The 12,367-nt window shown below is 59.3% G+C and carries 8 protein-coding genes; 5 read left to right on the top strand and 3 right to left on the bottom strand.

From position 1 onward, the window contains the following. Nucleotides 1-142 precede the first annotated feature (142 nt). Nucleotides 143-2,989, bottom strand: a complete 2,847-nt coding sequence (rapA, locus tag JSY17_RS22745) for an RNA polymerase-associated protein RapA (protein ID WP_206402649.1) — start codon at nucleotides 2,987-2,989, stop codon at nucleotides 143-145. Nucleotides 2,990-3,204: 215 nt separating this feature from the next. Here rapA and JSY17_RS22740 point away from each other — a divergent pair, with 215 nt between their 5' ends. From JSY17_RS22740 to ccoM, 3 genes are all read left to right on the top strand, one after another. Next, the gene (locus JSY17_RS22740; RefSeq protein ID WP_200980509.1) at nucleotides 3,205-3,543 is read left to right on the top strand and encodes an aspartate-semialdehyde dehydrogenase; all 339 of its coding nucleotides are present in this window, start codon (nucleotides 3,205-3,207) and stop codon (nucleotides 3,541-3,543) included. Nucleotides 3,544-3,624: 81 nt separating this feature from the next. Further along, entirely contained in the window at nucleotides 3,625-3,783 is a 159-nt protein-coding gene (locus JSY17_RS22735) for a hypothetical protein (protein WP_117166093.1), read from the top strand. Nucleotides 3,784-3,940: 157 nt separating this feature from the next. Continuing rightward, a complete protein-coding gene (gene ccoM / locus JSY17_RS25915) occupies nucleotides 3,941-4,051 on the top strand; it encodes a cytochrome c oxidase subunit CcoM (protein ID WP_025261439.1) in 111 nt (36 codons plus the stop codon). 566 nt (nucleotides 4,052-4,617) lie between these two features. Here the strand turns inward: ccoM and JSY17_RS22730 are convergent. After that, entirely contained in the window at nucleotides 4,618-5,088 is a 471-nt protein-coding gene (locus tag JSY17_RS22730; protein ID WP_117185089.1) for a MaoC family dehydratase, read from the bottom strand. A 39-nt stretch (nucleotides 5,089-5,127) separates the two neighbouring features. Beyond that, entirely contained in the window at nucleotides 5,128-6,072 is a 945-nt protein-coding gene (locus JSY17_RS22725; RefSeq protein WP_200976909.1) for an alpha/beta hydrolase, read from the bottom strand. A 445-nt stretch (nucleotides 6,073-6,517) separates the two neighbouring features. Between JSY17_RS22725 and fadD1 the strand changes: the two genes are divergently transcribed. Then, on the top strand, nucleotides 6,518-8,209 hold the full coding sequence (fadD1, locus tag JSY17_RS22720) for a long-chain-fatty-acid--CoA ligase FadD1 (RefSeq protein ID WP_117185090.1): 1,692 nt from the start codon (nucleotides 6,518-6,520) through the stop codon (nucleotides 8,207-8,209). Between the two features lie 127 nt (nucleotides 8,210-8,336). Continuing rightward, nucleotides 8,337-12,248, top strand: a complete 3,912-nt coding sequence (gene hrpA, locus JSY17_RS22715) for an ATP-dependent RNA helicase HrpA (protein WP_206402652.1) — start codon at nucleotides 8,337-8,339, stop codon at nucleotides 12,246-12,248. Nucleotides 12,249-12,367: the final 119 nt, after the last annotated feature.

Genomic DNA, 12,367 nt, shown 5'->3' with positions numbered 1-12,367 from the left:
CAGGTTGCCGGGCCGCAATCCTTGGGAGGGGCCTTGGCCGCGACAGCCAGTTCAGGCGCTGAAAAATGTGTTGCCTTTCAGCATGTCGTCGCGGCCAAGGCCCCTCCCACTTCAAGCAGCTATGCCTTGACCGAACAGGTTATCAGCCAGCCACCAGCACCCGGATCGCTTCCAGGCGCAGCGCTGCTTTTTCAAGCATGGCCAGGCCTTGTTCGCGCTGGGTGCGCAGGGCGGTCAGCTCGCTGTCGCGAACGGTCGGGTTGACGGCTTGCAACGCAGTCAGGCGCGCCAGTTCCTCTTCGGTATCGGCTGCCAGGCGACGTTGTGCCTCGGCCACGCGCTCGGCGTGTTTCGGAGCAATCTTCTCTTCACCGGCATTGATCTTGGGCGTCAGCACATCGCGCTGCGCCTGGATGAACTTGTTGGCACTGGCGCGTGGCACGCTTTCCAGTTGATCGTTCAGGGTATTGAACGAGACACGGCTGGCCAGATCGTTACCGTTTGCATCCAGCAGGCAGCGCAGTGCAGCAGGCGGCAGGTAGCGACCCAGTTGCAGCGAGCGCGGCGCGACCACTTCGCTGACGTAGATCAGTTCCAGCAGCACGGTGCCCGGCTTGAGTGCCTTGTTCTTGATCAGCGCCACCGAGGTGTTGCCCATGGAGCCGGACAACACCAGATCCATGCCGCCTTGAACCATCGGGTGTTCCCAGGTGATGAACTGCATGTCTTCGCGAGACAGCGCCTGGTTGCGGTCGTAGGTGATGGTCACGCCTTCGTCGTCGCCCAGCGGGAAGCTGGCGTCGAGCATTTTCTCGCTCGGCTTGAGGATCAGGGCGTTTTCCGAATGGTCTTCGCTGTCGATACCGAAGGCGTCGAACAGGGTTTCCATGTAGATCGGCAAGGTGAACTGATCGTCCTGTTCCAGAATCGCCTCTACCAGCGCCTCGCCTTCGCCTGCGCCGCCGGAATTGAGTTCCAGCAGACGGTCACGACCGGTATGCAGTTCGCTTTCCAGACGCTCGCGCTCGGTACGGGCTTCGTTGATCAGGCTCTGCCATTCATCGTCGTCACCGCTTTCCAGCAGCGGCAGCAGGCGCGGGCCGAACTGGTGTTGCAGGGCGTTGCCGGTCGGGCAGGTATTAAGGAACGCATTGAGCGCCTCGTGATACCACTGGAACAGACGCGCTTGCGGGCTGGTTTCCAGGAACGGCACATGCAGTTCGATGGTGTGTTTCTGGCCGATACGGTCCAGACGGCCGATACGCTGCTCCAGCAGGTCCGGGTGCGCTGGCAGGTCGAACAGCACCAGATGATGGGAGAACTGGAAGTTGCGGCCTTCACTGCCGATTTCCGAACAGATCAGCACCTGTGCGCCGAACTCTTCATCGGCAAAATAGGCGGCTGCGCGGTCGCGCTCCAGAATGTTCATGCCTTCATGGAACACGGTGGCCGGGATGCCGGAGCGCACGCGCAGCGCGTCTTCCAGATCCATGGCGGTTTCGGCGTGGGCGCAGATGACCAGCACCTTGACGCGCTTGAGCATCTTGAGGGTGTCGATCAGCCAGTCGACCCTTGGGTCGAAGCGCCACCAGCGTCCTTCTTCGCTGATCTCCGGCTGCGACTGGAAGCTGACTTCCGGGTACAGATCGGCATGTTCGCCCAGCGGCAGTTCCAGGTATTCGGCAGGGCAGGGCAGCGGGTACTGATGCAACTGGCGCTCGGGGAAGCCCTGAACGGCAGCGCGGGTATTACGGAAAAGCACGCGACCGGTGCCATGACGATCCAGCAGTTCGCGGATCAGGCGCGCCTTGGCCTCTTCATCGCCAGTGTTCACGGCGTTCAGCAGGCTTTCACCTTCTGCCCCCAGGAAACCGTGAATGGTCTGGTGTGCGGCGTCCGACAGCTTGCCTTTATCCAGCAACTCTTGAACGGCTTCGGCTACCGGACGGTAGTTTTCGCTTTCGGCGCGGAATGCCTGCAAGTCGTGGAAACGGTTCGGGTCCAGCAGGCGCAGACGGGCAAAGTGGCTGTCCTGGCCCAGTTGTTCGGGGGTTGCGGTCAGCAGCAGGACACCGGGAATGACTTCGGCCAGTTGCTCGACCAGCGAGTATTCGGGGCTGACTTTTTCTTCGTGCCAGACCAGGTGGTGGGCTTCGTCGACCACCATCAGGTCCCAGCCGGCGGCAAACAGGGCGTCCTGGGCCTTTTCGTCCTCGACCAGCCATTCCAGCGCGACCAGTGCCAGTTGGGTGTCTTCGAACGGGTTGCCGGCATCGCTCTCGATGAAACGCTCGGCGTCGAACAGCGCAACCTGCAGGTTGAAGCGACGACGCATTTCAACCAGCCACTGGTGCTGAAGGTTTTCCGGGACCAGGATCAGGATGCGGCTGGCGCGGCCGGAAAGCAGCTGGCGATGGATAACCAGACCTGCTTCGATGGTTTTACCCAAACCTACTTCGTCTGCCAGCAGGACCCGTGGCGCGATGCGGTCGGCGACTTCACGGGCAATGTGCAACTGGTGAGCGATAGGCTGGGCACGCACGCCGCCCAGGCCCCACAGCGAGGACTGCAACTGGCGGCTGGTGTGTTCGAGGGTGTTGTAACGCAGCGAGAACCACGCCAGCGGGTCGATCTGTCCGGCGAACAGGCGGTCGGTGGCCAGACGGAACTGGATGAAGTTCGACAGCTGGGTTTCCGGCAGAGTGACGGATTCGTTCTGCGCATTGAGGCCGTGATAGACCAGCAGCCCGTCGATATCCTCGACTTCGCGCACGGTCATCTTCCAGTTTTCGAAGTGCGTGATCACATCGCCCGGAGAAAAGCGTACCCGGGTCAATGGGGCATTACGCAGTGCGTACTGACGCGTGTCGCCAGTGGCCGGATAGAGCACGGTCAATAAGCGGCCATCCTGTGCCAGAACGGTGCCTAAACCCAGCTCGGCTTCGCTGTCGCTAATCCAGCGTTGCCCCGGTTGATACTGCTGCGCCATGCTGCCTGACTCCCGCTTTGAAAAAGCCGACTATGTTAACGGAACACGCCCTGAAGCCAAAGACGGGAGTGAAAAAACACCTGTTATCGGTCCCGATGATGACAAATATGCCCTTTCGGGCACTTATTACGCCAAACATAGTCCAAAAGTTTTCCCGAAAGGCGTTCAAGTCGACGGAATGGCAGCCGAAAGCCCAATAACAGGAGACGAAAATCATGCTGCAACCGACGCTTCCGCTGAGTGTGGTACCCGTGACGTCGCAACTGGACCCGGCCAAGCGCATGCCGGACATACCACCTGTCGCACCGGTGCAACCGAGCTCCAGTGAAACCAATATCGATCTTCGTCATGAAGATGCCGAGCGAAGCGCCTTGCTGCTGCGTGAAGAACAGCAGCGCCAGCAGCAACAGCGTCATCCTCATGAAGAAGAGAGCGAGCATATCGAACAGTTTGCCGTTCCCGGTACTTCCCTGAATGCCGACAACACCGTGCCTGTCGTGCCCTTGATCGACAATGAGCCGCGTCAGGGGCTGTGGGTGGATGTCGAGGTTTGAGGCGCGATGCATCCTGGCTGGTCATCGCCGCTGCGATTGAGCATTATTGGCCCTGATACCGAGTGTCCGAGAGCTGCAGTCATGAGTGAAGATGAAAAGCTGATCGATCTGGGCGCCGAGCGTGCCAGGCGTATTCACGACCTGAACGACAAGCGCCTCAATGAAGTGCGCAACGCCTTTGAGCAGGCGATGCCACTGGGCGGCAAGAAAAAGTCCGGCAAGAAGCCGAAAAAACGCTGATACCTTCTGTTCATTCCCCGCTTCATATCCGTTGACCCAGATCAGTTGTCCCCAGGCTCACCTGTCGAGCTTCGGGATAACTGATCTGGGTCAATTTTCTTGTGCGCCGTTGTGGTTAATCTAGCTCCATCGAACGGGCAGAGCAGGAGGCGAAGTTATGTTTCTGGACAATGTGGTTGTCGCAGGGGTCGTCACCGTCGGCCTGATGCTTGTTTTCTTCGCAGGCTTCGGACTTTTTATCTGGAAGGACTCGCAAAAGCGCAAGTAAGGCTCAGGCCTTCCACAACAAGAGCACGCAAGGCATTTAGGGCGACTTCGGTCGCCCATTTTTTTGCCTGCCCGATTGGCGCAAACCATGAATTGAAACGTATTTTTCTTGGGGTAAAACGCGCTCCGGCGGACATATCCATTATCGGTATCTGCTGGTTCTACCGGTTCCGCCTTTGCGGCGGCCCTCTTTTGTTTCGGCAAAAGAGGGGAAAACCATGGGCTCCGGTTCGGCCCCGGCAAGCCGGGGTTCCCTCGCTCCGGCATTGCTCCGTGGGTACGCGCCGAAGGGCCTTCCATGGCCCTGCGGCGCTTGCTCGGCGTCCTGCCTCGCAACCCACTGCGCAATACCTCCACTCGGCCTTCCCTTACGTCGCAATCGGCGGCGTCTGGGCTATCTCGGTACAAAAAAGCACAAGCAAAAGCAGAAAAGCTCTTTGCCGCGGTCGTGATAGCACCGCAGAACGCGACGTTGGTGAGGCCGAACCCGGCGCAATGGCTTTGGTTACTTTGGACGAAATGTACGGACCGGAGCCAATTCATTCGCGAAAGGCCAGCATGCACTCATCAGCCGAAGGTGATTTCCGGCAGTACGGTCAGGTCAACGGTCTGCTGTTTGCGGGGAGCCAGGATTTCCGCTTCGCCATCTACCACCAGCTCATCGTTCTGGTTGAACACGCGGGTCGCGATGCGTACGCGGAATTTCGGCAGCTTTTCCAGGATTTCCAGGCGCACGGTCAGGGTATCGCCCAGTTTTACCGGCTTCTGGAAGCTCATCTGCTGACCGATATAGATAGTGCCCGGCCCAGGCAACTCGCAGGCCACTGCCGCACTGATCAACGCACCACTGAACATGCCGTGAGCGATACGCTCCTTGAACATGGTCTTTGAAGCATATTCGGCGTCCAGGTGGACCGGGTTGTGATCGCCCGACATTGCGGCGAACAGCTGAATATCACGCTCTTCCACCGTTTTGCTGTAGCTGGCTTTCTGGCCGACTTCAAGTGCTTCGTAAGGAGTGTTGGTGACCTGGGTCATGTGGCTGTCCTGAAAGTGGATGTTTTAAACCGGAAGGAATCATTCGGCCCGGTGTGGACGTGGTTGTTCGAGCGAGCGCAGCAGCCAGTCGATCAAGTCACGGGTAACGTCATCGCGATTGGTTTCATTGAGCAGTTCATGTCGCGCCTGGGGGTAGATTTCAAGTTGCACGACTTGATGACCTGCCTGTCCCAATGCATGAGCAAGATCTTTCAGACGCTTCCCATCGCTCACCGGATCACATTCGCCGCCAATTATCAGCAACGGCAGACCCGGATCGATCTGTTTCAGATTGGACGGCTTGCTGATTTTCAGCAGCCCGCCGAGCAGATCGAACCATAACTGATTGGTGCAACGAAAACCGCAAAGAGGATCGAAGAGATACTTGTCGACTTCTTCCTGGTCGCGGCTGAGCCAGTCGAAGCGTGTACGTGCCGGTTTGAAGGCCTTGTTGAACGAGCCGAACGACAGCCATTCGATCAGGGCGCTCCTCCCTTTGGGACCCTGGCGCCAGCGTTCCAGACGGGCAATCTGGCGAGCGCTGCGATAGAGCGAAACCGGCTGGAAATTCGAGCCGCTGAGAATTGCGCCTTGCAGGCTGGCGCCATGGTGCATGAGGTAAGCCTGGGCAATGTAGCTGCCCATGCTGTGGCCCAGCAGGAACAGCGGCAGGCCCGGGTGCTTCTGGCCGATGGTCTGGCTCAGGGTTGCCAGGTCGCCCACCACTTTGCTCCAGCCGTTCTCGTCGGCGAAGTGGCCGAGTTCCCCCTGGGCTGCCGTGAGGCCGTGTCCGCGCTGATCATGGGCATACAACCCGATGCCGACTGCATTGAGGGCCATGCCCAGCCTTTCGTAACGGCCACTGTGTTCTGCCATGCCGTGAGACAGCATCACCACGGCTTTTGGTGGGGCTGCCGGCAACCAGGCATTGACATGCAGACGGCTGTTATCGCTGGCATCAAGCCAGAAGGCTTCGTGGTTCATGGCAATTTCCCGAGTCTGGATCGATGCCCGAATGAGGTGTTCATTCAGTGTATCGCCGATGACAGCGTCAGGTTGTCCGACTGCAAAATTCACTGTGGCCTGCAATCGGTATTGGTGAGGGGAATAATGGTTGTCTGTGTATCGCCGAAGCGTTTAGAAGGGATGTGAGTGCGACTTGGGAAGGGCATTTGCGCCAGTATTTCCGGTTACATTCGTAACAATAGAATCATTACTCTAAAAATGACGCTTTGTCATTCAAGAGTCACAAAGGTGACTGGTGAGGGCTGTTTTGCCTCTAGGCGGCCTCTGGCAAAGCTGCTAATCTCGGCCCGCTTTCTGCCAGTCATATCAGCGGAAAAAGCGGGAACTGCATAATTCCAAAACACAAAAAAATCATCGCGTACAGCGATGTGAAGAATTCGCTATCGCTACGGAGCTGGCCTGCATGATCGAGAACTTCTGGAAGGATAAATACCCGTCCGGTATCGCTACCGACATCGATCCTGATGAGTATCCCAACGTCCAGGCCGTATTGAAGCAGTCTTGTCAGCGCTTCGCCAATAAACCGGCTTTCAGCAACCTGGGCAAGACCATCACCTATGGCGAGCTGTACGAGCTCTCGGGTGCTTTCGCTGCCTGGCTTCAACAGCATACCGACCTGCAGCCGGGCGATCGCATCGCGGTCCAGTTGCCCAACCTGCTGCAATATCCGATCGTTGTCTTCGGTGCCATGCGCGCCGGTCTGATCGTGGTCAATACCAACCCGCTCTATACCGTGCGGGAAATGGAACACCAGTTCAACGATTCCGGTGCCAAGGCGCTGGTGTGTCTGGCCAACATGGCGCATCTGGCCGAGAAGGTCGTGCCCAAGACCCAGGTCAGGCATGTCGTTGTCACCGAAGTGGCCGACCTGCTGCCGCCACTCAAGCGCCTGCTGATCAACAGCGTCATCAAGTACGTGAAAAAGATGGTGCCGGCCTACAACCTGCCCAAGGCCATCAAATTCAACGACATCCTGAGCAAGGGCCGTGGCCAGCCGGTCAAGGAAGCCTCGCCTGCCGGCAACGATATCGCGGTGTTGCAATATACCGGCGGCACCACAGGTGTGGCCAAGGGCGCGATGCTTACCCACCGCAACCTGATTGCCAACATGTTGCAATGCAAGGCCTTGATGGGTGCCAACCTGCATGAAGGCTGCGAGATTCTGATCACCCCGTTGCCGCTGTATCATATCTACGCGTTCACCTTTCACTGTATGTCGATGATGCTCAACGGCAACCACAATATCCTGATCACCAACCCGCGGGATCTGCCAGCGATGGTCAAGGAGTTGTCGAAGTGGAAGTTCAGCGGTTTCGTGGGGCTCAATACCCTGTTCGTCGCGCTGTGCAATAACCAGGAGTTCCGCAATCTGGACTTCTCCAGCCTCAAGGTCACTCTGTCCGGCGGCATGGCGTTGCAACTGGCGGTAGCCGAGCGCTGGAAGGAAGTCACCAATTGCTCGATCTGCGAAGGTTATGGCATGACCGAAACCAGCCCTGTGGCGACGGTCAACCCGATCAGCAATATCCAGATGGGCACCATCGGCATTCCGGTGCCCTCGACCCTGTGCAAGGTCATCGACGATGCGGGCAACGAGTTGCCATTGGGTGAAGTGGGCGAGCTGTGCGTGAAGGGCCCTCAGGTCATGAAGGGCTACTGGCAGCGCCAGGAGGCCACCGACGAGATTCTCGATGCCGAAGGCTGGCTCAAGACTGGCGATATCGCGGTTATCCAGCCCGATGGCTACATGCGTATTGTCGATCGCAAGAAGGACATGATTCTGATCTCGGGTTTCAACGTCTACCCCAACGAGCTGGAAGACGTGCTGGCAGGTTTGCCGGGCGTGCTGCAATGCGCAGCCATCGGCATACCGGACGAGAAGTCCGGTGAGTCGATCAAGGTTTTCGTGGTCGCCAAGCCGGGCGTTACCCTGACCAAGGAGCAGGTCATGGAGCATATGCGCGCCAACCTGACCGGCTACAAGGTGCCGCGCAGCGTAGAGTTCCGCGATGTTCTGCCGACCACCAACGTCGGCAAGATCCTGCGCCGAGAACTGCGCGACGAAGAACTGAAAAAGCTGGGCGTCAAGAAGTAAGCCCTGACCCGCTTTCGCGAATGAATCCGCTCCTGCTGTGGGAGCGAATTCATTCGCGAAAAAGCATCCCCCCGCCAAATCTGCGACAATCCGCGCCCCGCATCTTCAAAAAGACCCTGCGCGCCTGATGACCGAAGAAAGCCTCTCCATCGACCAACTGCTGAAAAACCTCGATCACGCGATGATCAGCGACCGCCATCGTTTTCGTCGTCAGTTGCATGAGCTGCGCAAAAAGCCTGATGACGCGAAGCTGGCACAGTGGGTGGAGAAGGTGCAGGCGTCCTTTGCTCTGGTTAATTCCCGGCGCGACAGCGTGCCGTCGATCCGCTATGACGAAAACCTGCCGATTGCCGCCAAGCGCGATGAAATCAAGGAGGCGCTGCTCAAGCATCAGGTGCTGATCATTGCCGGTGAGACCGGTTCGGGCAAAACCACCCAGTTGCCCAAGATCTGCCTGGAAATCGGTCGCGGCCAGCACGGTCTGATCGGTCATACCCAACCACGCAGGATCGCGGCGCGCAGCGTTGCCAGCCGGGTCGCGGAAGAGCTGGCCACACCGCTGGGCGCACTGGTCGGTTATCAGGTGCGTTTCGAGGACCAGAGCGACAGCAACACCCTCATCAAACTGATGACCGACGGTATCCTGCTGGCTGAAACCCAACACGACCGCTTTCTGGAGCGCTACGACACCATCATTGTCGACGAGGCTCATGAGCGCAGCCTGAACATCGACTTCCTGCTTGGTTACCTGAAAACCCTGCTGCCGCGTCGCCCGGACCTCAAGGTGATCATCACTTCGGCTACCATCGACCTGCAGCGTTTCTCCGAGCATTTCGACAAGGCACCCATCATTGAAGTCTCCGGGCGCACCTTCCCGGTGGACACCTGGTATCGCCCGTTGACCAGCGAGCAGGACGAAGAGGGCAACAGCGTCGAAGACGACCTGACCGTGGATCAGGCAATTCTGGCTACCCTGGATGAACTGGCCGCTTTCGAGCGCAGCGAGCGCAAGAGCCCGGGCGATGTGCTGGTGTTCCTGCCCGGCGAGCGGGAAATCCGGGATGCGGCGGAAGTGCTGCGCAAGGCCCAGCTCAAGCACACGGAAATCCTGCCGCTGTATGCGCGTCTGTCGCCTGCCGAACAGCAGCGCATCTTTCAGTCGCACCCCGGGCGGCGCGTGGTGCTGGCGACCAACGTCGCCGAGACCTCCCTGACGGTGCCGGGCATCCGTTATGTGATCGACACCGGTACGGCGCGTATCAGCCGCTACAGCTATCGGGCCAAGGTTCAGCGTCTGCCCATCGAAGCCATTTCCCAGGCCAGCGCCAACCAGCGCAAGGGCCGTTGCGGCCGGGTCGAGCCTGGCCTGTGTGTGCGCCTGTACAGCGAAGAGGATTTCAACGGGCGTCCTGAATTTACCGATCCCGAAATTCTGCGTACCAACCTGGCGGCGGTCATCCTGCAGATGCTGCACCTGCGCCTGGGCGAAATCACCGCGTTTCCGTTTATCGAGCCGCCGGACGGCAAGGCCATCAGCGATGGCTTCAACCTGTTGCAGGAGCTGTCGGCCGTCAATCGCGAAAACCAGCTCACCCCGCTGGGCCGCCAGTTGGCGCGTCTGCCGGTTGACCCGCGCATGGGGCGCATGCTGCTTGAAGCGGCGAAGCAGGGCAGTCTTCAGGAAGTCCTGATCGTGGCCAGTGCCATGTCGGTGCAGGATGTGCGCGAACGTCCGCCCGAGCGCCAGCAGGCTGCCGATCAGGCCCATGCACAATGGAAGGACGCCGATTCGGACTTTGCCGGGCTGGTCAATCTGTGGCGCGGTTTCGAGGAGCAGCGTCAGGCGCTGACGGCCAGCCCGTTGCGCAACTGGTGTCGTCGCAACTTCCTCAATTACCTGCGTCTGCGGGAGTGGCGCGATTCCCATCGCCAGTTGAGCCTGATCTGCCGTGACTTGCAGTTGGCGATCAACAAGGAACCTGCCGACTATCCCAAATTCCACAAGGCGATTCTTTCCGGCCTGCTGAGCCAGATCGGCCAGAAGTCGGAAGAGGGCGATTACCTGGGCGCGCGGCAGCGACGCTTCTGGATTCATCCGTCTTCTGGCCTGGGCAAGAAACGCCCGCAATGGCTGATGACCGCCGAACTGGTGGAAACCACCAAGCTGTATGCGCGGATGGTCGCCAAAATCGATTCCGACTGGATCGAGCCGCTGGCCGGGCATTTGGTCAAGAAAAACCACTTCGAGCCGCACTGGGAGAAGAAGCGCGGGCAGGTGGTGGCTTTCGAGCAGGTTACCCTGTTCGGTCTGATTGTGGTTGGTCGTCGTCCGGTGCATTACGGCCCTGTGGACCCGGTGGTTTCCCGCGAGCTGTTTATCCGCGAAGGATTGGTGCGTGGCGATATCCAGTCTCGTGCCAAATGCCTGAGCGCCAACACGCGTCTGCTGGAACAACTGGACGAACTGGAAGCCAAGGCCCGGCGTCGCGACATTCTGGCCGACGAAGACACGCTGTACAGTTTCTACGAGGCGCGGATTCCGGCCGAGATTCACCAGACTGCAACGTTCGATAGCTGGTACAAGGTCAACAGCCAGAAAAACCCGCAACTGTTGATCATGCGCGAAGAGGACGTGCTGGCCCGTGAAGCCAGTGAAGTGACGGCAGCGCAGTACCCTGACACCCTGCGTCTGGGCGAATTGAGTCTGGCGCTGACTTATCACTTCGAGCCCAACCATCCGCGTGACGGTGTGACCCTGCGCGTGCCCGCGCCGCTGCTGCCCTCGCTGCCGGCCGAACGTCTGGAGTGGCTGGTGCCGGGGCTGCTGGAAACCAAGTGCATCGCGCTGGTCCGCAACCTGCCCAAGGCCATCCGCAAGAACTTCGTGCCGGTGCCGGATTTCGTCAAGGCCGCCTTGCAGCGCATTACCTTCGGCGAAGGCTCGTTGCCTCAGGCGCTGGGCCGTGAACTGCTGCGCATGACCGGCGCCAGAGTGGCCGACGAAGCCTGGGCCGAAGCGGCTGAACAACTTGAAAGCCACTTGAAGATGAACCTGGAAGTCCTCGACGGGAACGGCAAGTTCCTCGGTGAAGGACGCGATCTGGCCGCGCTGACGGCACGCTTTGCCGAAGCCAGCCAGGCTGCACTGGCCGTACCGCAAAGTGCGAAAAGTCAGCAGCCGGTGGAGGCCAAGGTGTTCGCTCCGGTGGCGCAGAAAACCCAGCAGAACATTGCGGGCCTGTCCATGACGGTTTATCCGGCGCTGGTGGAAGAGGCGGGCACAGTCAAGGAAGGGCGCTTCTCGACCCAGGCCGAAGCCGAGTATCAACACCGCCGAGCCTTGCAGCGTTTGCTTCTGCAGCAATTGGCCGAGCCGGCGAAGTTCCTGCGCAGCAAGCTGCCAGGGCAGACCGAACTGGCTTTGCTGCATCGCGAGCTTGGGCGTATCGATGCGCTGGTGGAGGATATTCTGCTGGCCAGCCTCGACACCTGCATTCTGGAAGGCGAGGCGCAGCTGCCGCGTGACGGCGCAGGCCTGCTGTCGCTGGCCGAGCGCAAGCGCGGCAACTGGAGCGAGCATGCCGAGCGTCTGGCGAAACTGACTCTGGACATTCTCAAGCTCTGGCACGGCCTGCAAAAGCGTTTCAAGGGCAAGATCGACCTGTCCCAGGCCGTGGCCCTCAACGACATCAAGTCCCAGTTGGGGCATCTGGTCTATCCGGGCTTTGTGCGAGAAACCCCGGCTCAATGGCTCAAGGAGCTGCCACGTTATCTGAAGGCCATCGAAATGCGTCTGGAAAAACTGCCGGGCCAGGTGCAGAAGGACCGGGTGTGGAGTATCGAACTGTCCGGCCTGTGGGCGCAGTACGAGGCTCGCGCCTCCAAACATGCTCAGGAAGGCAAGCGCGACCCGGAACTGGCGGTCTACCGCTGGTGGCTGGAGGAATATCGTGTGTCTCTGTTTGCCCAGCAATTGGGTACCAAAATCCCCGTTTCGGACAAGCGCCTGAGCAAACAATGGAGTCAGGTGGAAGGTTGAGAACCGTCTGGGTCCAATGCCTGTCAGTCAAGGCCAATCAATCACGTGTGGGAGGCAGAGGATGCCTTCCCGGATAAATCCGGTCCTACAGGTTCCGTACATGAGTTCCCGGTCGCCTG

The organism is Pseudomonas capsici (assembly GCF_017165765.1).
In the GTDB taxonomy this organism is placed as follows: Bacteria; Pseudomonadota; Gammaproteobacteria; order Pseudomonadales; family Pseudomonadaceae; genus Aquipseudomonas; species Aquipseudomonas capsici.
The sequence above is the reverse complement of the archived record's forward strand: the minus strand, read 5'-3'. Positions and strand labels throughout refer to the sequence as shown.